Source organism: Falsiroseomonas bella (assembly GCF_003173615.1).
In the GTDB taxonomy this organism is placed as follows: Bacteria; Pseudomonadota; Alphaproteobacteria; order Acetobacterales; family Acetobacteraceae; genus Falsiroseomonas; species Falsiroseomonas bella.
Window position 1 is genome coordinate 203180 of the sequence record NZ_QGNA01000002.1, and the last position, 21744, is coordinate 224923.

General features: G+C 70.7%; 13 protein-coding genes. 7 read left to right on the forward strand and 6 right to left on the reverse strand.

The genetic code is table 11. From position 1 onward, the window contains the following. Window positions 1–13: 13 nt before the first annotated feature. Window positions 14–955, reverse strand: coding sequence for a lipid kinase (locus DFH01_RS09335; RefSeq protein WP_109870180.1), 942 nt, complete (start codon window positions 953–955; stop codon window positions 14–16). Window positions 956–1101: 146 nt separating this feature from the next. On the opposite strand from DFH01_RS09335, the gene DFH01_RS09340 reads away from it, so the two are divergent. Next, window positions 1102–2367 (forward strand): DUF389 domain-containing protein, encoded by a 1266-nt coding sequence (locus tag DFH01_RS09340; RefSeq protein ID WP_109870181.1) that lies wholly within the window; start codon window positions 1102–1104, stop codon window positions 2365–2367. Window positions 2368–2373: 6 nt separating this feature from the next. On the opposite strand, the gene DFH01_RS09345 is transcribed toward DFH01_RS09340, so the two are convergent. Next, window positions 2374–3129, reverse strand: coding sequence for a phosphatase PAP2 family protein (locus DFH01_RS09345; RefSeq protein ID WP_233256048.1), 756 nt, complete (start codon window positions 3127–3129; stop codon window positions 2374–2376). 126 nt (window positions 3130–3255) lie between these two features. After that, on the reverse strand, window positions 3256–5076 hold the full coding sequence (locus DFH01_RS09350; protein ID WP_109870182.1) for a thiamine pyrophosphate-requiring protein: 1821 nt from the start codon (window positions 5074–5076) through the stop codon (window positions 3256–3258). Between the two features lie 11 nt (window positions 5077–5087). Here DFH01_RS09350 and DFH01_RS09355 point away from each other — a divergent pair, with 11 nt between their 5' ends. The 3 genes from DFH01_RS09355 (at window position 5088) to DFH01_RS09365 (ending at window position 7531) form a co-directional block, all read left to right on the forward strand. Beyond that, entirely contained in the window at window positions 5088–5783 is a 696-nt protein-coding gene (locus DFH01_RS09355) for a superoxide dismutase family protein (protein ID WP_199231184.1), read from the forward strand. Between the two features lie 84 nt (window positions 5784–5867). After that, entirely contained in the window at window positions 5868–7157 is a 1290-nt protein-coding gene (locus DFH01_RS09360) for a c-type cytochrome (RefSeq protein ID WP_109870184.1), read from the forward strand. Next, window positions 7154–7531: a c-type cytochrome gene (locus DFH01_RS09365; protein WP_109870185.1), complete on the forward strand. Its 378-nt coding sequence runs from the start codon at window positions 7154–7156 to the stop codon at window positions 7529–7531. The genes DFH01_RS09360 and DFH01_RS09365 overlap by 4 nt, the downstream gene beginning before the upstream one ends. Before the next feature lie 372 nt (window positions 7532–7903). On the opposite strand, the gene hmuQ is transcribed toward DFH01_RS09365, so the two are convergent. From hmuQ to DFH01_RS09385, 3 genes are all read right to left on the reverse strand, one after another. After that, window positions 7904–8230, reverse strand: coding sequence for a heme-degrading protein HmuQ (gene hmuQ, locus DFH01_RS09375; protein WP_109870187.1), 327 nt, complete (start codon window positions 8228–8230; stop codon window positions 7904–7906). A gap of 83 nt (window positions 8231–8313) precedes the next feature. Then, window positions 8314–14250 (reverse strand): Ig-like domain-containing protein, encoded by a 5937-nt coding sequence (locus DFH01_RS09380; RefSeq protein ID WP_146217020.1) that lies wholly within the window; start codon window positions 14248–14250, stop codon window positions 8314–8316. Between the two features lie 267 nt (window positions 14251–14517). After that, window positions 14518–16779 (reverse strand): calcium-binding protein, encoded by a 2262-nt coding sequence (locus tag DFH01_RS09385; RefSeq protein WP_158287681.1) that lies wholly within the window; start codon window positions 16777–16779, stop codon window positions 14518–14520. 474 nt (window positions 16780–17253) lie between these two features. On the opposite strand from DFH01_RS09385, the gene DFH01_RS09390 reads away from it, so the two are divergent. Genes DFH01_RS09390 through DFH01_RS09400 form a run of 3 tightly spaced genes read left to right on the forward strand, consistent with a single transcriptional unit; the run spans window position 17254 to window position 21741 of the window. After that, window positions 17254–18504 carry a sarcosine oxidase subunit beta family protein gene (locus tag DFH01_RS09390; RefSeq protein ID WP_109870190.1) on the forward strand — a complete coding sequence of 417 codons (1251 nt, stop codon included), beginning with the start codon at window positions 17254–17256 and terminating at the stop codon, window positions 18502–18504. Between the two features lie 7 nt (window positions 18505–18511). Beyond that, window positions 18512–18766: a sarcosine oxidase subunit delta gene (locus tag DFH01_RS09395; RefSeq protein ID WP_109870191.1), complete on the forward strand. Its 255-nt coding sequence runs from the start codon at window positions 18512–18514 to the stop codon at window positions 18764–18766. Continuing rightward, a complete protein-coding gene (locus tag DFH01_RS09400; protein WP_109870192.1) occupies window positions 18763–21741 on the forward strand; it encodes a sarcosine oxidase subunit alpha family protein in 2979 nt (992 codons plus the stop codon). The genes DFH01_RS09395 and DFH01_RS09400 overlap by 4 nt, the downstream gene beginning before the upstream one ends. Window positions 21742–21744: the final 3 nt, after the last annotated feature.

Below are 21744 nucleotides of genomic sequence, written 5' to 3' on the forward strand. Positions count from 1 at the left end.
CGCCGACAGTTGCCTACCCACCCGCCTCCTTCGCCTGCGTGCCCGGCGGTACGAAAACCTCCAGCGCGCCGGGCAGCACGCGGAAGCGCGCCGGCGTGGTGGTGAGCAATTCGCCATCGGCATCCACGCGGCGCGCGCGCCGCGTCCGGAGCTCGACCTCGGCGCAATCGGCCGCACGGACCTGGCGCCAGCGCCGCTGAGTCCCGGACCGCAACGCCGGGAACAGTGCGGCGAGCCACCAGGCGCGCTCGAATTCCAGGCTGTAGAGATGCAGCAGCCCGTCATCCGGCTCCGCATGCTCCGCCACCACCATGCCGGCGCCGTAGTAGCGCCCGTTCCCCACGGCGATTTGCAGCGTGCGCACCACCTCGACGCGTTCGCCGTATCGGAGCTCGGCGTGGAAGGGGCGCGCACGGGGCAGCGCGCGCAGCGACGCCAGCGCATAGGCGAGCCGCCCCCAGCGTCGCTTCAGATCGGTCGTGAGCTCGCGCGTGATCGCCACGCTGAGGCCGATGCTGGCGACGTTGAAGAAGGGCCGGCCGTTCACCTCGCCGAGATCGATGCGGCGCCGCTCGCCTGCCAGGATGATGCGTGCGGCGGCCTCGGGGTCCGGCGGAATGCCGAGCGTGCGGGCCAGGTCGTTGGCCGTGCCCATCGGCAGGATGCCGAGCGGCAGCTGCGTGGCGAGCAGGGCGGACGCCGCGGCGTTCATCGTGCCGTCGCCGCCGCCGAGCACGACCATGTCCACCTCTTTCGCATGCCGACGGATTGCGGCCGGCATGGCTTCGTGGCCGGGCCACGCGAGCTGCGTCAACTCCACCCCGCCCTCCGCAAGGACCGCGGCCGCCGCTTCCATGCTGTGCCGCGCCGCGCGCGTCTTCGCGTGGCAGATCAGGAGGGCGCGACGTCTTCCGGCGGCAGGAGCTTCCGCCTGGCACTCGCTGCAACTTCGCATCCTGCCTTTCCCCTCCGAACGGCACGCCTGCGCACGGAGCGCGCGCCAGGGTGGAGAGGTTCCCGCTGCGGAGGCATCCGCGGTGCGATCAGCGCGCTGTCTCGCCGGGTCCGCCGATCGCGGGCGACAGCGGCGGAGGCGACGGGATGCGCCAGGTGATGGTGCGCGTGCGGCAGGGCAGCGGCGCGGAGGTGCTCGCGGTGGCGGCCGCCTGCGGCGGGGCGAACATGGCCCGCATCGATGCGCGGGACGGCCGGGGCGCGGTCGAGCTGGTCCTGCTCAGCCTGCCGAACAGCGCGGTGGGGCCGCTGCTCTCGGAGCTGGAGCGGCTGCCGGACCTGCATGTCACGCTGGCGCCGCAGGGCGTTTTCGCGCTCCGGCCGCCGCCCTCCGAGGCACCGGACCAGGTCACCGATGTCGGCGCACGCAGCCCGATCGAGGTCTTTCTCGGCGGGCTGCAGAGCGTCGGTTCGTGGAGCGGCTTCCTGGGCTATGCCGCCGCGGCGGGGGTGGTGGCGTGGATCGGCCTGTTAACCGGAACGATTTACCTGCTGACGGCGGCGATGCTGATCGCCCCCTTCGCCGGCCCTGCGATGAACGCCGCCTTAGCGACGGCGCGCGGCGATGGGGCGCTGCTTGGGCGTTCCGTGGCCCGCTACTTCTCCGCCCTGCTGGTCAGCATCGCGGTCGCGGCGGCGCTGAGCCTCGCGCTCGGCCAGCGGATCGCCACGGAACTGATGACGGAGACCAGCGCGCTGTCCTCCGTCGCGGTGCTGCTGCCGCTGGTGGCCGGCGCGGCAGGCGCGCTCAACCTCTGCCAGTCGGAGCGCAGCAGCCTCGTCAGCGGCGCCGCCACGGGCATGCTCGTCGCGGCGTCCCTGGCACCGCCGGCGGCCGTGCTGGGGATGGCCTGGGTGATCGGCGAGCGGGAGATGATGGTCTCCGCCGCCTTCGTGCTGCTGTTGCAGCTGTTCGGGATCAACCTTTCCGCCGCCGCGGTGTTCCGACTGCAGGGGCTCACGCCAAGCGGCGCCCGCTATGTCCGCGGAAGGTGGCCGGTGACCTGGTTCGCCGCCGGCGTTTCCTCCCTCGCGCTGGCAGGGCTGCTGGCCTGGCAGTTCGCCGATCCGCCGGCGCTCCAGCGCTCGACGCGCGCGCAACGCGCCGTCGCGGCGGTGCATGAGGCGGTGAAGGAGAGCGGCGCCGCGCGCCTGCTGGAGGCACGTGTGCGCTTCGCGGGCAGCGAACACGACGAGAGGCCGCGCCTGCTGGTCGAGGTCTATGCGCAGCCCAACCGCGACGCGGAGCGCGAGGCCGTGCGCCAGGAGGTCATCCGGGCCATCCGCAGTCGCATCGCGGACCGCTTCGAGGCGACGCCCTTCGTCGCGGTCACGCTGCTGGACGGGGCGTGAGCGCCGCTATTCCGGCTCGCCGACTTCCACCTGTCCCTTTCGCTGCAGCCAGCGCGCCAGCAGCCAGAACATCAGTGCCCAGGCCGCACCGACGGTCCAGCCGGCCAGCACATCCGTCGGCCAATGCACGCCGAGATAGACCCGGCTGATGCCGACGAGGACCGCGAGCAGGATGGAGACGCTCAGCACGAAAGCCTTGATGCGACGCTGCGGCTGCACGCGGGCGAGCAGCGCACCGAGCGTCAGGTAGACGATGGCCGCCATCATGGAATGACCGCTGGGGAAGCTGGCGGAGACCACATGCGCGCCATGCGGCACAAGGTCCGGCCGCGGCCGGTCGAACAGGTCCTTCAGGACGAAGCTGGCGAGCATGCCGCTGCCGGTGGCCAGCAGCAGCAGCCAGGCCGCGCCCCGCATCCGCCGCAGCGCAAGGAAGGCCGCGACGACCAGCGTTAGAAGCGTCAGGACCGCGATGCCGCCGAGCGCGGTCACGTCGCGGCCGATCTCCTCCACCCAGGGCGGGCCCAAGGGATCGGCGGGATCTCCTGGCGTGCGCAGCAGCAGCAGCACCGCGCGATCGATGGCGGCGGTCTCGCCCTCCAGCACCTCGTCCGCAAGCTCGACGAAGGCCCAGACGCTGCCGGCGATCAGCAGCACCAGCAGGACGGCGCCGGCCTCCAGCCGCTCGCCGAGCGAGACGGCGGCACGCCGCAGGCGTGCGCCGCGGCCGAGGGCGGCATCGCGCTTCATCGGGACCGTCACGCCAGTCGCCCTAAGGTGTCCACGGCAGCGGGCGCAAGCGAGACAGGATCTCGCGCGTGGATATCGGCAGGCGCCTCTGGGGCATCTTGGAAGGCTCTTTCGAATGCAGTGGCGCGCGGCGCGTGCCTAGCCGTGGTCGGGCGTCTCCTTCTCCGTCCTGGCGCTGCGGCCCGGCAAGACGGATGCGGCGATCTCCCGCGCCGTGTTCTTCAGCACGCTGCCCAGCTCCGGCTCGCCGAACATCGAGGAGAACAGCGCCCGCGCCTGGCTCAGCGTGATGTGCGGCGGCAGCGGCGGCACGTTCGGATCGGTGTAGAACTCCACGAGCGTCGGCCGGTCCGACGCGAAGGCCTCGTCCCAGGCTGGACCGACCTGGTCCGGATGGTTCACGAAGATGCCCTTCAGGCCGAGCATCTCCGCATAGCGGTGATAGGGGATGTCCGGCAGGCTCTGCGAGCCGAGGAATTTCGGATCCCCCGCCATCGCCCGCTGTTCCCACGTCACCTGGTTCAGGTCGCGGTTGTTGAGGACGAGCACCACCAGCCGCGGATCACTCCAGCGCTGCCAGTATTTCGAGACGGTGATCAGGCCGTTCATCCCATTCATCTGCATCGCGCCGTCGCCGCAGACCGCGACCACCGGCCGGTCGGGATGCGCGAATTTCGCCGCGATCGCATAGGGCACGCTCGAACCCATGGTCGCGAGGCCGCCGGAGAGCGAGGCCATCATGCCGCGCCGTATCTTCACGTCCCGCGCATACCAGTTGGTGTGGGAGCCGGAATCGCCCGCGATGATGCAGTGGTCCGGCAGGCGCGGCGACAGCTCCCAGAACACGCGCTGCGGGTTCAGCGGCTCCGCCTCGTTCATGGCGCGGGATTCCAGCACCTTCCACCACTCGGCGACGTTGCCCTCGATGCGTTCCCGCCAGCTTCGGTCAGCCTTGGGTCGCAGGAGCGGCAGCAGCGCTTCCAGCGTCGCCCGGCTGTCGCCGACGAGGTTGATCTCCATCGGGTAGCGCAGGGAGAGCATGGCGGGATCGATGTCGATCTGCACACCACGGGCCTGCCCCTCCTTCGGCAGGAACTCGGAATAGGGGAAGCCGCTGCCCACCATCAGCAGCGTGTCGCATTCCGCCATCATCTCGTAGCTCGGCCGCGTGCCGAGCAGGCCGATGGAGCCCGTGACGAAGGGCAGGTCGTCCGGCACGGCGGCCTTGCCGAGCAGCGCCTTCGCCACGCCCGTGCCGAGCCGCTCCGCGACCGCGATGATCTCGTCCCTCGCCCGCAGCGCGCCTGCGCCGACCAGCATGGCGACCTTCGATCCGGCGTTCAGCACGTCGGCGGCGCGCCGCAGCTGCTCCTGCGTCGGGATCACCAGCGGGCGCTCATAGCCGATGCCGGAATGCACCGTGCCGTGCCGGCGCGGCGGCGTCTCGACCGCGTTCAGTTCCTGCAGGTCGTTGGGCAGGATGATACAGGTCACGCGCCGTTCGGCCATGGCGATGCGCATGGCGCGGTCGAGCAGGTGGCGAATCTGCTCCGGCACGCTCGCCTGCTGCACGAAGGCGCCGGCCACGTCCTTGAACAGCGTGTGCAGGTCCACTTCCTGCTGGTAGTGGCCGCCCAGCGCGGCACGCGCCTGCTGGCCGACGATCGCCAGCACCGGCATGTGATCCAGCCGCGCATCGTAGAGCCCGTTCAGCAGGTGGATGGCGCCGGGCCCGGAGGTGGCGAGACAGACGCCGACTTCACCGGTGTATTTAGCATGTGCGCAGGCCATGAAGGCGGCCATCTCCTCGTGGCGCACCTGCACGAAGTCGATCGCACCCTCGGTCCGGTCCAGCGCGCCGATCAGGCCGTTGATGCCGTCGCCGGGGTAGCCGAAGACGCGCCGCACGCCCCAGTCCTGCAGCCGCTGCCAGAGGAAGTCGCTGACCGTCTTCGCCATGATCCACCTCGATGCCGCTGCGCCTTCGGAGGGCAACGCCGCGCGGCGCATGGCCGTTCCGGCGCCGCCGCGGCGGCGCGGGAACCGCGGGGCGCCTCCCTGCCTTCCGGTTCGCTGCTTCCGACGGTTGCCAACTTCAACGGAGACGATCCATGCGCAAGGCGTTCGGCCTGGCCTTCCTTCTTTCGCTGCCCCTTGCCGCCGGGACGCAGGCCCAGGCAGGGTTGCAGCCACAACTGCCGGAGGGCACGCCACAGGCCCAGGGCAGCTTTATCGATCCCAAGGGCGAGCGGATCGGCTCGGCGCATCTCGCTGACACGCCGAACGGCGTGCTGATCACGGTCGAGCTGCGCAACCTGCCGCCCGGCGTGCACGCGTTTCATGTGCACGAAACCGGCCGTTGCGAGGCCGATGGCGGTTTTCGGTCGGCCGGCGGCCATTACGCGCCGCGTGGCCACCAGCATGGCTACCTGGTGCAGGGCGGCGCACATGCGGGCGACATGCCGAACCAGCAGGTCGGCGAGGACGGGATGCTGCGCGCCCAGGTGATGAACGACAAAGTCACCCTCCGCCCGGGCGAGGCGTCGCTGCTGGACAGGGATGGCTCCGCCATCGTGCTGCATGCGCAGGCCGACGACCATCGCAGCCAGCCTGCCGGTGATGCCGGAGGGCGCATCGCCTGCGCGGTGATCGAACGGCGCGGCTGAGCTGGATCGGGCGGCGGCGTAACCTCTCCGGGTCGTGATCGAGCGGCGCGGCAAGGTCGAGGCCGCTGTGCGTTGGCGCGGGAGATGCCCCAGGACGAAGGCACCCGTGGCGTGGATGGCGAAGGCCCCGCGCTCTCCCGCCCGAGGCTGCGGGCATGGCTCGCCGAGTTCCGTTCCGAACTCGGCGACCTGGTCGTGCATGTCGTCATGCATTGGCGGCTGGTGCTCGGCCTGGGCGTCGCGGCGCTCGTTGCCGCGCTGCTGTTCGCCTGGTCGGGCGTGTACAGCGTCGCGGCCAGCACCGGGCACTATCCCTTCTTCCGCACCTTTCTCGGCTTCGCGCTGGAGCAGTCGGTGCGCACGCACAGCATCGGCATCACGGCACCTGCGCTGGACGATCCCGGCATGATCCGTCGCGGCGCCGGTCACTACCAGGGCGGCTGCGCCCCCTGCCATGGTGCGCCCAGCCAGGCGCGCAACCCGATCACGCGGCGGATGCTGCCGGAGCCGCCCTACCTGCCGGATGTCGTCGCGCGCTGGACGTCCGCGGAGCAGTTCTGGATCGTGCGGCATGGCATCAAATACGCGGGCATGCCGGCCTGGGTGGCGCTCGGGCGCGAGGACGAGGTCTGGTCGGTCGTCGCCTTCCTGCGACGCCTGCCGGACATGGATGCGCCGACCTATCGGCAGCTGGCCTTCGGCCCGGCCGCCGGGGCGACGGAGGACGCATCGGAAGGGCTGCGGCTGCTGCTGCTCAACGGCCCGGTCGGGAATGCGGTCGCCGCCTGCGCCCGCTGCCACGGCGCGACGGGTGCGGCGCAGGATGATGCCTTCCCGCGGCTCGACCTGCAGACGGCGCCCTATCTCTACGAGGCCCTGCAGGCCTATGCGCTCGGGGCGCGGCCCAGCGGCATCATGCAGCCGGTCGCGGCCGAGCTGAACCAGGCCGAGATGCGGTTGCTGGCCGACCATTACGCGGGCCAGCCGCAGGACGGCGCCGTGCGCGCGCAGACCGCGTCGGCGGAGGTGCTGGAACTCGGACGCCGGATCGCGCTGAAGGGCGTGCCGGAGCGTGGCGTCGCCGCCTGCGCATCCTGTCACGGTCCCAAGGCCGGCGGCATGCCGGCGCTCTATCCGCGGCTGGAAGGCCAGCATGCCTGGTATGTCGCGCAGCAGCTACGGCTGTGGCTGCGCGGCGTGCGCGGGGGTGAGCGGGAGAAGCCGCTGGCCAGGGTGATGGCGCGCGCGGTCGGCATGGACCCGGACGACCCGCCCGCGGAGCCGCCGCTCGACAACGCGGCGATCGAAGCCGTCGCTGCCTGGTACGCCTCGCTGCCGCCGGCCAGCCGCAGCGCCGTCGCGGCGACACGATGAGGCGCCGTGCCTTCGCCACCGCGGCGCTGCTCGCCCTCCTGCTCCTTGCGGGCTGCGGGCCGGGGGATGTGGGGGAGTCGAAGGTCCTGGTGGAAGGCGATCCCGCCAGCGGCCGTCGCATTATCGCGCGCCTCGACTGCGGCGCCTGCCACGCGATTCCCGGCGTGCGCCCCTCACGCGGGCGGGTCGGGCCTTCGCTCGAGGGCTTCGGCCGGCGCGGCTACATCGCCGGCCAGTTCCCGAACAGGCCGCCGGTGCTGGTGCGCTGGGTCAGCGCGGCGCCGGAGATGGACCCGCGCACCGCCATGCCGGGCTTCGCCCTGACGGAGCGCGAGGCGCGCGACATCGCCTCCTACCTCTACACCCTGCGTTGAGGCGAACCGCGAAGTCTGGCCCGGGAAACCTTCGGGGCGCTGGCTCGCTTCACTTCGGAAGCATCTTGACCACCGATCCACGACAGGGCCTCAGTCCAGCCGAACATGCGGCGGTCGAGGAGCGCGCGGCGCGGCTGCGCGGCCGTCATCCACGCCGTCGTACGCCGGCATGGCGAGGAGGAGCTGCTCCGGCCGGCCTGATCCTGCCGGCGCTGATCGGCAACATCATCGGCGGCACCGGCCTCTTCGCCCTGCTGGCCCATGCCCGGACGGAAGGCGCGGGCGCGTCGTGTTCCGCTGCGACCTGCCGCTTCGCCCCGTTGCGCTCGCGCCGCGCCCGACCCGCAGGCGCGGCGCGCGGACCAGCCTGGTTCAGCCTTTCGCCGGCGCGGCGATCGTCTGCAGCACGTCGAAGCCCTCGAATTGCGGCGGGCCGAGGGTGATCGGCTTCGTCGATCCCGCGCCGGCATGCGCGCGGCGGAACTGCTCGGAGCGCGTCCAGGCCTCGAAAGCGTCGCGCGAGGCCCAGAGCGTCAGCGAGGAATAGAGGATGTGGTCGTCCTGCTGCGGTCCCTTCAGCAGATGGAATTCGAGGAAGCCCGGAAGCTCGTGCAGATGGCTCTCGCGCGTCAGCCAGGCGCGTTCGAACTCCGCGGCATGCGCGGGAATGACGCGGAAGCGGTTGGCGGCGACGAACATGCGCACGGTTCCTCGGCTGGTCCTTGAGAGGCGCGCATGGAATCACGTCGCGCCGGAAGGCGCCAGCGCGCGGCGGCCTCCCGTCAGGCGATGACGATGTCCGCCGCCGTCAGCGCCGCCTGGTTCGCCAGAATGGCGAAGATCGACGCCGCATCGGGCCCTGTGCCGTCCGCGTCCCAGCCCAGGCGGCCGGTGGTGGGATCGTAGACGAGCTGCGGTACAGCCGCGTCGGCGGCGCCCAGGGCGAGGCGTTCCGGCGCCAGCGTTCCGAGTGGCAGGATGCCGCCGAAGCCGGTGGAGACGAGCCGGATGGAATCCTGCCCCGGCGCGAAATCCAGGATCAGATCGACACCACCGCCAACGGCATCGAAGCGGAAGACATCCTGGCCGCCCTCGCCGAGCAGCGTGTCCTCGGCCGCGCCACCCGCCAGCAGGTCGTCGCCCGATCCGCCGAGGATGCGATCCGCGCCGTCGCCGCCGAGCAGCGTGTCCGCACCACCCAGCCCGAACAGGCTGTCCTCTCCACCCTCGCCGACCAGCGCATTCGCCGTGCCGTTCCCGACCATGCGGTTGGCGAGGGCGTTGCCGGTGCCGTCGCTGGTGCCGGCAGCGGCCAGCAGCACGAGGTTCTCGACATTCTCCGCCAGGGCGTGGCTCACCTGCGCCTGCACCGTGTCGAGGCCCTCGCCGGGCTGCTCGACCACCACGTCGCCGGCCTGGTCCACCCGGAACAGGTCGTTCCCCGCGCCGCCCTCCATCGTGTCGGCGCCGATGTCGCCATCGAGCGTGTCGTCGCCCGCCTCTCCCGCCAGGAGATTCGCCACGGCATTGCCCTGGATGAAATTGGCGAGCGCGTTGCCCGTGCCGCCAGGCGCGGCGCCGGCCAGGATCAGCATCTCGACGGAATCCGGCAGGGTGAAGTCGATGAAGGCCTGCACGTAGTCCACGCCCTCGCCGGGTTTCTCCACCACGCGGTCGCCCGGATCGTCCACGACGAAGAGATCGCGGCCGTCGCCGCCTTCCATCGTGTCGGCGCCCCGGCCGCCGTTCAGGCGGTCGTTGCCGTCGAGGCCGCGCAGCAGGTTCCCGGCCGCATTGCCGCTGAGCCGGTTCGCCGCCGCGTTGCCCGTGCCCTGGAGCGCCGCGCTACCGCCGAGCGTCAAGGCTTCCACATGCTCCGGCAGCACGAAGTCGATCAGCGACAGCACGGTGTCGAGGCCCATATCCGGGCCCTCGATCACCAGGTCGCCGTCATCGTCCACCACATAGGCATCGGCGCCGGAATTGCCCTCCATCCGGTCGGGCCCCGTTCCGCCGATCAGCAGGTCGGCGCCGCCGCTGCCGATGAGCGTGTCCGCGCCGCCCAGGCCGGACAGCTCGTTGCCCGCCGCATTGCCGATGATGAGGTTGTCGAGTGCGTTCCCGGTGCCGTCGAGGCTCTCAGCGCCGAGCAGGACCAGGTTCTCGAAGCGGGAGCCGAGCGACAGGCTGACCCGGCTGCGCACCGTGTCGATGCCGCCATCCAGCGCTTCCAGCATCAGGGCGCCGGGCGCGTGCAGATAGGTGTCGTCGCCCGCGCCGCCCAGCAGCGTGTCGGCGTCGCCGCCACCGTCCAGGGTGTCCGCGCCCTCAAGGCCGTCCAGCCGGTGGTCGAGCGCGTCGCCGGTGAGCCGGTTATCGAGCGCGTTGCCCGCGCCGTTCCGTCCGCCGGAGAGGATCAGCCCCTCCACATGGGCCGGCAGCGCGTAGCTGATCGTGGCCAGCACCGTGTCGTTGCCTTCGCCGGGCTGCTCCACCACCGTGTCGCCGGGCTCCAGCACCACATAGAGGTCGTCGCCCGCCGCGCCTTCCATGTGGTCGTCGTTCAGCCCGCCGGCCAGCGTGTCCCGTCCCGGCCCGCCGAGCAGCGAATCCGCGCCGGGTCCGCCGGTCAGCCGGTTCGCACCCGCGCCGCCGGAGAGGCTGTCCGCCCCGGCATCGCCGAACAGCGAATCGTCGGCGTCGCCGCTATCGAGCGTGTCGTCGCCCTGCTGCCCGCGCAGGGTGTCGTTGCCACCGAAGCCGAAGAGCTGGTCGGGGCCAGGATGACCGATCACCTCGTCATCCGTGCCGAGCCCGCCGAGCGGGATCGGGTCGCCTTCTTCGTCGAAGAAGACGTCCCTGCGGCTGGTGTCGAAGGCGATGACCCCCCAGTCTGCCGGATTGACAATGCGCAGGACCTGCATCGCCTCCGGCGAGAGAAGCCCGCTCCCGGTCTCACCGGCCTGCACGACGAAGCTGTCCTCGAGGAAGGGCGAGCCGCCGAAATCCACGGCCGCATCCTGCACGTAGGTGAAGCTGCCGTCGGGCAGGAAGGTCAGCGTGCCGAGCGCCGGACCGCGCAGGAGGGAGAAGGTGAAGGCGTCGCCTTCCGCATCCCTGGCGAGCAGGCCGCCTTCCAGCGTGCCGCCCGGCGAGAGCGGATAGAGCAGCGTGGCGATGTCCGGAGCGTCGTTCTGCGCCGTGACGGAGATCGCGATGCGCTGTGACGCGCTGCCGTCGCGCGTGGCCGGATCAACGCCGCTCTCCGCACTCTCCGTGCCGGGCGTGGCGGCAAGCTGGCGGAAGCCGAGGCCGGTTTGCGCGACATAGGAGAAGCCGCCCATGTCGCCCGACCCGTCCTTCGGTGCGCGATAGAACAGCCCGGCTAGCTGGTCCGGGGTCAGCGTGTCGCCAAGCCTGACCGGCTGCTCCGTCAGTACCGCCATGGAGGAGCCCGCGAAGGCGGGGTCGGGTACGCGGAAGAACACCGCGCCCTGCGCGGGCATTTCGGTGACGGTGATCGTCAGGGCATGCCCGAGCGGATCGGAGGGGGCGGCGATGCCAAGGGAGACGCCCGCGACGGGCGGCGCGGGCGGCAGGGTGACGATGCGGTCGGGCGTGCCGGCCGGCGCGTCCACGAGCGCGAAGGTCAGGCTGTCGGGCGCGGCGCCATAGGCCTGGCCGGGAACAACCTTCAGCGCGGCAAGGTCGGCGGCCGCGAAGGTGTCGCCGATGGCGAGCGGCGTGTCGTCGGGCCGCAGCAGCATGGCGCCGTCGGGCAAGGCCACCACGCGAAAGAGCGCGCCCGCCGCGACCTCCGCCGCCGGGGCCTTGGCGCCGAGCGCGAAGGGATCGCGCGCATCCTCCAGGATCGTCAGCGTGCGGTCCGCGTCCACCGCCGGGTCGACACTGTCGAGGCGGATCACCTCGCCGCCGATGATCACGCGCTCGATGCCGATCAGCTCGAAGATCGCCGACGCGGCATCCGCGCGCGCGATGACATCCCGCATCGGCGAGATCGCGCCGAGGTCGATCGGTGCGTCGTCCTGCGGCGCATAGATGCCGCTCACGCCGTTGAAGTCGATGATCTGCTGCGGCGTGACGGTCGGTGGGCTGAACATCAGGTCGCCGAGGCGCAGTACGCGCGCGCCGTCCGGCGTCAGGATCAGCTGCACCAGGCCTTCGCCCTCGAAGACCACGGTGTCGACGCCGGTGTTCTCGGCGCCGTCGATGACCGTGGTGCGGAGATCGACGGGAAGGAATTCGTAGGAGCCGTCAGCCGTCTGGCCGACATGGACAGTGTCCTCGCCGTCGCCCAGACGGAGCGTCTGCCCCATGCCGGTCAGCTGGACGGTGTCGTTGCCTGATCCGAGCCGGATAGCGGCACGACCGATGCCGAGCACCGTCAGCGCATCGTCGCCCGCGCCGAGGTCGAGCTCCGGGCCTGGTCCGTCCGGCGGCAGGGCAGCTTGCAGGAACCGGGCGGGATAATCGAACTCCACCCTTCGGCCTGCGCCGCCTTCGCGCAGGTCGAACACGTCGATCTCCAGCGCGATGGTGGGCTCCGCGACGATCGGCGCAAGCGAGAGGTCGAGCAGCGCGGTGTCGGCATGCGCGGAGCCGAGGAAGCGCTCGGCGTTCACCCCCTGGTCGCCAGCCGCATGATTGCCCGCGGGCAGGCCCAGGCTGCGGTTGTCGAGCACGACGCCGCTTCCCGCTGCGACCAGATTCAGCGTCACGCCGCCCGGCGCATTTGCGTAGCTGATCGTGTCCCGGCCGCCGCGCCCGTCCATGGAATCGGCGCCGCCCATGCCTTCGAAGACGTTGTCGCGTGCATCGCCGAGGAGCGTGTCGTCGGCGGCGCCGCCGACGACGTTCTCGATCCCGAACAGCGTTGCCTTCTCGATCACGCCCCACTCGAAGTTGAGCCATGCGGCCTCGCCGTACACCACGCGCTGGCCGGTGACGGTGCTGATGGTGGTGTTGGTCGGCGCCGCATCGAGGTCCACCACGGCGCGCGCCGTCGGCGCGACAGACGGGTAGAAGCTCAGGCCGCGGTCGAAGCGCAGGTCCAGCGTGTCGCTGCCGGTCCCGCCCCAGAGGAAGGAGCCGAAATCGGTGACGCTGCTGGAACCCCCGACCTTCACCTGGCCGACATTCACCCGCGGCGAGGCGCTGGTGGTGCTGGCATCCGGATCCAGCCCGCGAAGCTGGCTTAGCAGGCTCGCCACGCCGGTCGGGCCGAGGAAGCCGCCGCCACGGAAGGACGGCGCCTGCGGGAAGGAGAAGCTGTTGCTCAGGCGCTCTCCCTCGCCGAAGCCGAGCCGATCGTCGCCGGCGCCGCCTTCGATGTAGTCGTCGCCGCCATTGCCGAAGAGCGCGTTGTCGCCGGCGTTGCCGAACACCAGATCGGCATTCTGCGTGCCGATGATCCCTTCGACGCTCTGGAGCTCGTCGACGGACAGGATGTCGGGTGCGGAGCGAAGCGCGGTCACCGTGCCCACGCTTACAACCGAGCCGGAATAGCTCCAGTTCCGGATGTCGTCGCTGCCGTTGTTGTCGTCGAGATACTGGGCGACTGTCTTGACGCCGCGATCCAGCGGCAGTGAGACGCCGATGATGGCGTCGCGGGTGTAGCCGGAGTAGCGCTCGGCCACCCGCGCATAGCCGTCGTTCCATCCGGTCTCGAAGCCGGCGAAGCCGGTATGGGTGTAGTCGAAGCGCCCGCTGCCGCTCACCGAGGTGAGCAAGATCTGCGACCGCAGCTCCGGCGCGATGAGCGTGGCGAAGCCTGAGGCGTTACCCTCGCCGAGCCGGACGGAGAGGTAGGGCGTGTCCGCAACCACGTAGCCGAAGGTGAGGGCGCGGTTCGTGGTGCCCACGACATCGCTGCCGAGAAAGCCCTCGGTGATCGTCTTGTAGCGGCCGGTGCCGCTCACCGTGCCGTTGATGATCCGGTTGTTGACGTCGAAGGCCACCATGTCGAAGCCGTCGCCGCCGACGAAGGTGCCGGCGCCCGTGACGTTCGCGGTTTGCGTATCGTCGAGCACGGCGCGGGCCAGCAGATCGTCGCCATTGCCGCCGAACAGCAGATCTCCGCCGCCTTGGGCGGCCAGGCGGTCGTTGCCATCCCGCCCGAGCAGCGTCTCCCTCGCCGCGGAGCCGATCAGGATGTCGTCGTACGACGTGCCGAAGACGCGTTCGATCCCTGTCAGCACGTCTCCCTGGGCCTCGCCGCGATAGCCGCGGCCGATCCCGCCGGCATCGAGGTCGACGAAGACGCTGGTGGGCGCATCCGCATAGCTCACCCCGTCAACACCCGCCCCGCCATCCATGGAATCGGCGCCGTGGCCGCCGATGAGCAGGTCGTCGCCGCTACCGCCGGCCAGCGTGTCGTTTCCATCGCGCCCTTGCAGTGTCGCGGCGCCGATGGGCATCACCGGAAAGTCGTTGAAGCCGCCGCCATCCAATGTGTCGGCGGCTGACGGCGCCACCTCCAGCCGATTGCCTTTGGCGTCGCCGATAAGCCGCGTGGGCGTCGAGAGGGCGCTGCGCAGATTCTCGAAGCCGGTGAGCTGCGTCAGCACGTCGTCGCCGTCCGAGACGGTGCCGAGGGACAGGTCGACCACCGTCGGCAGCCTCGGCCCGTCTGCGACAAGCTCCAGCCAGTCCTCGCCTTCGCCGCCATCCAGCAGGCCCGGCGCGCGACCTTCCCCCATCCCGGCATTGCCGATGATCACGAGGTCGTTGCCGGCGCCGGCGCGCAGGACAAGGTCGAGCTGGCGCAGCAGGATCTCGTCCTCGCCGCCCAGTGTCTCGATCTCGGCGAGTCCGGCCAGCGCGTTGGCCGCCTGGTCGATGCGCAGGGAATCGGCCGCGTCCGTCAGGCGCAGGCGCTCGATCCCGTCGAGGAAGGTCGTCGCCCATATGGGCGCCTGCGGCGTGCCAGGCCGCAGGACGACATAGGGAAGGAAGCCTTCGGGCGGCTAACCGGCCCACACGGCCACGCCGGCGCGCTCGCCCGCGCGGATGGTGGCCGACAGGTCGCCGCCGAGGACGCGCCCGTCCAGGCCACCGAAGTCGAGCACGTCCTGGCCGTCGCCGCCCTGGATCGTCGCGGCACCTTCGCCGGGCTCGATCGTGTCGGCACCGCCGAGGCCGCGGATGCTGTCGTCCCCCGCAAAGCCGATGATCCGGTCGTCGCCCTCCGTGCCGTCCAGCGTGTCGGCCTGCGGCGTGCCGAGGATCGCGTCGCCGAACTGCGGCGCCGGCGGCTCGGCGCCCAGCACGAAGCTTGCGACGTGGCTGTCCTGCAGTCGGAAGGCCTTGTTGTAGAGATCGACGATCTCAAGGTTGAACAGCGGGAAGGATTCGCGGAACAGCGGCCCGAGATCGATGTCGAAGCCGGCGCCGAGGGTGAAGGGCCCGATGTCCACGCTGGCATCGAACTCCGCGCTGGCCGCGAGGCCCGAGAGCAGTAGGGAGAGATCGAATTCCAGCCCGGTGCGGTTGGTCGCAAGCGGATAGGCCTCGGTCTCCACCTCCACATGAGTCATCGCACCGTCGTAGCGCAGGCTCAGCGCGCCGATGTCGCGCAGGAAGGGCGTCTGCTGCAGCGGCGAGACGACCTCGGCCACCTGCTGGCGATAGAGGCTGTCCGAGGGATCGAAGGCGACCCGGATCACCTCGATCTGCGCACCGTCGCCGCTGCCGCGGCTGATGCGATAGCCGACCTCGATGCCGTCGAGGTCGAGCTCGATCGTCTGGTCCTCGCCCAGGATCGGCGCGCTGCGTGCCAGGACCGTGCCGTTGTCGAGGTCCTGCCATTCGGTGGTGCCGGCCGGCCGCCAGACCATGTGGCCGCCGATGCTGCCGGTCTGCCCGGTGAAGGCGCCGGGGATCCCATCCTCGAAATCCACGAACAGCTCGACGTCGCGGGCGTAGGCGAGGTTCTGCGCAGCAAGTTCCCGCAGCCGCGCTTCCACTGCGGCGTCCTGGAACACGCCGGTGGGATCGTAGACGAGCTGTCGCTCGACCTGCGCCACGTCTACGAACTTCGCGGCGCCCTTGCTGCCATCCTCGTTCAGCGCGAAGAAGCTGAGGCGCGTGCGCAGCTCGGGCGTGAGGGTGAATTCCTGGACCAGCGGCAGCGCCGCCTCCAGCTCCACGTCGAAAAGGTTGTAGTAGAACGCGGCGCTGAAATCGAGCGGACCGAGGCTGCCTTCCAGCGGCGGAAAGCCGAATTCCAGCGGCGGGAAGAGCCCGCCCGTGGCGAAGGTGATCAGCCCGTCCACGTCCAGGACGAGGCGCGCCAGGTCGTCCTTGTTGCCTTCGGCGATGTTGTTGCCGTCCGCGTCGAGGTCCTGGACGATCTCGCCGTTCAGCAGCTTGCGCCTGGGATCCGTGACGAAGATGCCGTTCACGAGCTTCGAGACGGTGTTGATGCTGGGAACGAGGATGTCGATGGAGCCCAGGTCGATGCCGGAGAGATCCGGCTCCTCCGGTTTCTCTTCGTCCTTCCTCGGGTTCTCCCCGTCCTCCTCCTTCACCTCGGTCTTGGGCTTCTCCTTGGCTTCCGGCGCTGAGACGAAGCTGTTGAGCGGGATGCTGATGCCCGCGAACTGGCCATTGGCGTCATAGGCCGGGTCGAGCCCGGCCATGTCCACCAGCTCCTCCGTGGTGACGCCGAACAGGTTGACCGGATCTGCGGCGCCCTCCGCAGTCTGCCGCGCCGTGTCCACCGAGATCAGCGGGATGGTCGTGCTGGGCGAGAAGTCCGCCAGCACATAGGTGCGGTTGTTGCCCGCCACCCCGAGCTCGGCCGCCAGCAGCACATCCAGCGCCGCGACCAGGTCCAGCTGGAAGCGCAGGCTCGGGAAGCTCGTGGTGAAGCCGGAATCGCGGTCGAAGTTCGGCGTGCCGGCAAAGTGGATCGAGACGATCTCCCCGGCATCGCCGACCGGATCGAGATCGGGGAAGGCGAGGGCCAGGTCATAGGGCAGGACCGCGTCGATCGAACCGGGGTCGAAGGCCGCCATGATGTCGAGTCCGAAGACGGCCCGGAGCTCACCGAAGAGGCGCGCGCGGAACAGCTCGACATCGCCGAGGAAGGGCAGCTTCGCGGATACGGCGCCACCCAGGCTGAACGGGCCGCCGACCGGCTCCGGCCGTCCGACGCCGAAGAATTCGCGATAGGGTTCCGGCGCTGAATTGCCACCGAATTGGCTTCCAGACGCTTCGAAGGTCACCGAGTCCAGGAGAGAAATATAGCCTTCGCGGTAGCTCGTTCCCATGACGCTTGGCCCGACTACGGTGTCTCGGGCCATCGCCGGCCGGCCCTTGATCTGCAGCTATGCTCACATGAGACGCGCGCCGCAACGAGAATTGAACGCAAGGACTCTGAGCGTATGGGACCATTATCTCGATTGTTCTGAACGCAAGTTGTCGCGCTGCTGTGATGCCGCAGGTCTGCTGGCGCCTGAGCGGCCGAATAAGGGCGCTTCGGGCGTGCCGCGCTGTGGCCGGTGCTGCGATGCGCCCCGGAACGATCGCCCTGACGGAGGGAAAGAAACTATCCGTGCGCTGCGAACAGGCCGCGAACAGGTCGGGGGCTTCCCGGCAGGCCGTGCCTCTGGCTTGCTGCGTCGCCTCTCGGCGGCATCGGCTCGTGGCGGCTGTCGCCGTCGTGAGATGACGCGGCGGGGCGCGCGACGGAGCAGCGCATGGACTACTCGATCTTCGGCCTGCTGAAGAATGCGCTGACCGGCAACCGGCTCTGGGCGCCGGTCTGGCGCGACCCGGCGCCGAAGCAACGCTACGACACGCTGATCGTGGGTGGCGGCGGTCATGGCCTCGCCACGGCCTACTATCTCGCGAAGGAGCACGGCATCACCGACGTTGCCGTGCTGGAGAAGGGCTACATCGGCTCGGGCAATGTCGGGCGGAACACGACGATCATCCGATCCAACTACCTACTGCCCGCCAACACCCACTTCTACGAGAAGTCGCTGCAGCTCTGGGAAGGGCTGGAACAGGACCTGAACTACAACGCGATGGTGTCCCAGCGTGGCGTGCTGAACCTCTTCCACTCCGATGCGCAGCGCGACGCCTATGCGCGCCGCGGCAATGCGATGCGCCTGGCCGGCGTGGACGCCGATTTGCTGGATGCCGTGACGGTGCGCGCCATGGTGCCGGGCATCGAGATGCAGGATGCCCGCTTCCCGGTGAAGGGCGGCCTGCTGCAGCAGCGCGGCGGTACGGTGCGGCACGATGCGGTCGCCTGGGGCTATGCCCGCGCGGCGGATCGGCGCGGCGCGGACATCCTGCAGAACACCGAGGTCACGGGCATCCGCGTCGAGGCAGGGCGCGTTCTGGGCGTGGAGACGACTCGTGGCTTCATCGGCGCGCGTCGGATCGGCCTTGCCGCCGCGGGCCATTCCAGTCGTGTCGCCGCGATGGCGGGCCTGCGCCTGCCGATCGAGAGCCACGTGCTGCAGGCCTTCGTCAGCGAAGCGGTGAAGCCCTTGCTGGACACCGTCGTCACCTTCGGTGCGGGGCATTTCTATGTCAGCCAGTCCGACAAGGGCGGCCTCGTCTTCGGCGGCGACATAGACGGCTACAACAGCTACGCACAGCGCGGCAGCCTGCCGGTGGTGGAGGAGGTGATGGAATGCGCCGTCACGCTCTTCCCGGCCTTCTCGCGGCTGCGCTACCTGCGCCAATGGGGCGGCGTGATGGACATGAGCATGGACGGCTCGCCGATCATCGACCGCACGCCGGTGGAGGGGCTCTTCCTGAATTGCGGCTGGTGCTACGGCGGCTTCAAGGCGACACCGGCCTCCGGCTGGTGCTTCGCGCACACCATCGCCACCGGGCAGCCGCATCCGCTGAACGCCGCCTTCCGTCTCGACCGCTTCGCAACCGGCGCGGTGCTGGACGAGAAGGGCGCCGGCGCCCGGCCCAACCTCCACTGAGGGCCTGATGCGCATCAACTGCCCCTTCTGCGGCACCCGTGGCAACGAGGAGTTCACGGTGCTCGGCGCCGCCGATCCCGTCCGGCCCGATGCCGATGCACCGGTGCCCGATTGGGTGGCCTATGCGCATGCGCGCGAGAATCCGCGCGGTCCGCATCGGGATCTGTGGCAGCACCAGCATGGCTGCCGCGCCTGGCTGGTGGTGGAGCGCGACACGTTGACGCATGCCGTGATCGCCGTGCGCCCGGCGCGCGACGCATGAGCGCGCAACGCTGGCGCCTCGGGGAAGGCGGGCTGATCGATCGCAGCCGCGTGCTTCCCTTCCGCTTCGACGAGCGGCTTCTGCATGGCCATCCCGGTGACACGCTGGCCTCCGCCTTGCTGGCGAACGGCGTGCGGCTGGTCGGTCGGTCCTTCAAGTATCACCGTCCCCGCGGCATCCTCTCGGCCGGACCGGAGGAGCCGAACGCGCTCGTCGAGTTGCGCGGCGGCGCGCGGCGCGAGCCGAATACGCGCGCGACCCAGGTCGAGCTGTTCGAGGGGCTGGAGGCACGCAGCCAGAATCGCTGGCCCTCCCTCGGCTTCGACCTCGGCGCGGTCAACGGCGTGTTGGCACCGATGATCGGGGCGGGCTTCTACTACAAGACCTTCATGTGGCCGGCCGCCTTCTGGGAGAAGCTCTACGAGCCGCTGATCCGCCGCGCCGCTGGCCTCGGCCGCGCGCCGCAGGCCGCGGACCCGGACCGCTACGAGCGCGCGCATGCCCATTGCGACGTGCTGGTGATCGGCGCCGGACCCGCGGGGCTGATGGCCGCGCTCGCGGCCGGTCGCGCCGGCGCGCGCGTGCTGCTGGTGGAGGAGGATGCCGCGCTCGGCGGCCGGCTGCTCTCGGAAGCCGAGGAGGTGGATGGCCGCCCCGGCGCCGAATGGGCGGGCGCGGTCGAGGCGGAGCTCGCCGACATGCCGCGCCTGCGCATCCTGCGCCGGACGAGCGCCTTCGCGCTGCTCGATGGCGGCGTCGTCGCGGCGGTCGAGCGCGTGGCCGACCACCTGCCGGAGCCGCCAGCGCATCTGCCGCGGCAGCGCAGCTGGAAGATCGTCGCGCGGCGCATCGTGCTCGCTGCCGGCGCGATCGAGCGGCCCGTGGTCTTCGGCGGCAATGACAGGCCTGGCGTCATGCTCGCGGGCGCCGTGCGCAGCTACCTGAATCGCCATGCCGTGCTGCCGGGCAGGCGGGCGGTGGTGTTCACGGTTGGCGACGATGGCTGGCGCAGCGTTGCCGATCTCCTGCGCGGCGGTGCGCAGATCGACGCCGTCGTGGATGCCCGCGCGGAGGTGCCGCCTGAACAGGCGCAGCTTGCTGCGCGGCATGGGCTGCGCCTGGTCGCGGGGGGGCGGGTGACGGGCACGCAGGGCGGCCGGCATCTCACCGCCGTGCGCTTCGCCGATGCCGCGGGACGGGAGGAGGGCGTCGGCGCCGATCTCCTGGCCGTCTCCGGCGGGTGGAATCCGTCGCTGCATCTCGCCTGCCACCTGGGCAACCGGCCGCGCTGGGATGCGGCGATCCATGCCTTCGTGCCGGGCGAACTGCCGCCCGGCCTCGTCGTGGCGGGTGCCGCCGCCGGGCGTTTCTCCACGCATGCGGCGCTCGCGGACGGGGCGGCGACGGGGCTGGCCGCCGCACAGGCTTGCGGCTTCGACGCGGCGGCGCCGGAGATCCCGCGCGCCGAGGATGCGCCGCGCGATGCGGTGCCGCTGTTCCACGTGCCCGGCGGCCGCGGCAAGGCCTTCGTGGATCTGCAGCACGACGTGACCGACGCCGACATCGCGCTCGCGCATCGCGAGGGGTTTCGCGCCGCGGAACATGCGAAGCGCTACACCACGCTCGGCATGGCGACCGACCAGGGCAAGACCGCGGGCGTCAACGGCCTGGCGATCCTGGCGCGCCTCGCCGGCCAGGCGATTTCGGAGGTCGGCACCACCACGCATCGCCCGCCCTGGACGCCGGTGGCGATCGGCGCCGTCGCGGGTCCGCATCGCGGCCGGCACTTCCGGCCGGCGCGCCACACGCCGCTGCATGACTGGGCCGCCGCGAACGGCGCCAGCTTCGTGGAGGCGGGCCTGTGGTACCGCGCGCAATGGTACGCGCGACCGGGCGAGGCCGGTTGGCGCGACAGCGTGGACCGCGAAGTGCTGGCGGTGCGCAACGCGGTCGGCGTCTGCGACGTCTCCACCCTCGGCAAGATCGAGGTCGCCGGGCCCGGCGCCGCCGCGCTGCTCGACCTTGTCTATGCCAACACCATCTCGACGCTTGCGGTGGGCCGGCTGCGCTACGGCCTCATGCTGCGCGAGGACGGCTTCGTGATGGATGACGGCACGGTCGCACGGCTCGCCGAGGACCGCTTCTTCGTCACCACCACCACGGCGAATGCGGGCGCCGTGCTGCAGCACCTGGAATACTGCCATCAGGTTCTGCGTCCGGCGCTCGATGTCTCGCTGCTCTCGGTCACCGATGCCTGGGCGCAGCTTTCCGTCGCCGGCCCGCGCGCGCGCGACCTGCTGGCGGCGGTGCTCGATCCGGGGCCCGATCTCTCCAACGCAGCGCTGCCGCACATGGCATGGATCGCGGTGCGCCTCGGCGGCGTGCCCTGCCGTCTGTATCGCCTCTCCTTCTCCGGGGAGCTGGCCTATGAGCTCGGCGTACCGGCGGACTACGCCGAGGCCGCGATGCGGCGGATCATGGAGCGCGGCGCGTCCTTCGGCGTGACGCCCTATGGCACCGAAGCGCTCGGCGTGCTGCGCATCGAGAAGGGCCACCCCGCGGGCGGCGAGTTGAACGGCCAGACCACGGCGCGCGATCTCGGGCTCGGCCGGCTCGTCTCGACACGGAAAGACTGCATCGGGCGGCGCCTGGCGGAGCGACCGGCCCTGACCGATCCGGCGCGGCCGGTGCTGGTCGGGCTGAAGCCCGCCGATGGGCGCACGCCGATCCGTGCCGGGTCGCATCTGCTGGAGCCTGGCGTGGCGGCGGTCACGGCGAACGGGCTAGGCCATGTCACCTCTGCCTGCTTTTCGCCGACGCTGGGCATGCCGATCGCACTTGCGCTGCTGTCGGACGGCACCGCGCGCCTCGGGCAGCGCATCCGCGTCTTCGATCCGCTGCGCGGCGGCGACCTGGAAGCCGAAATCTGCCCGCCGGTCTTCGTGGATCCACAAGGGGAACGCAGCCGTGGCTGAGGC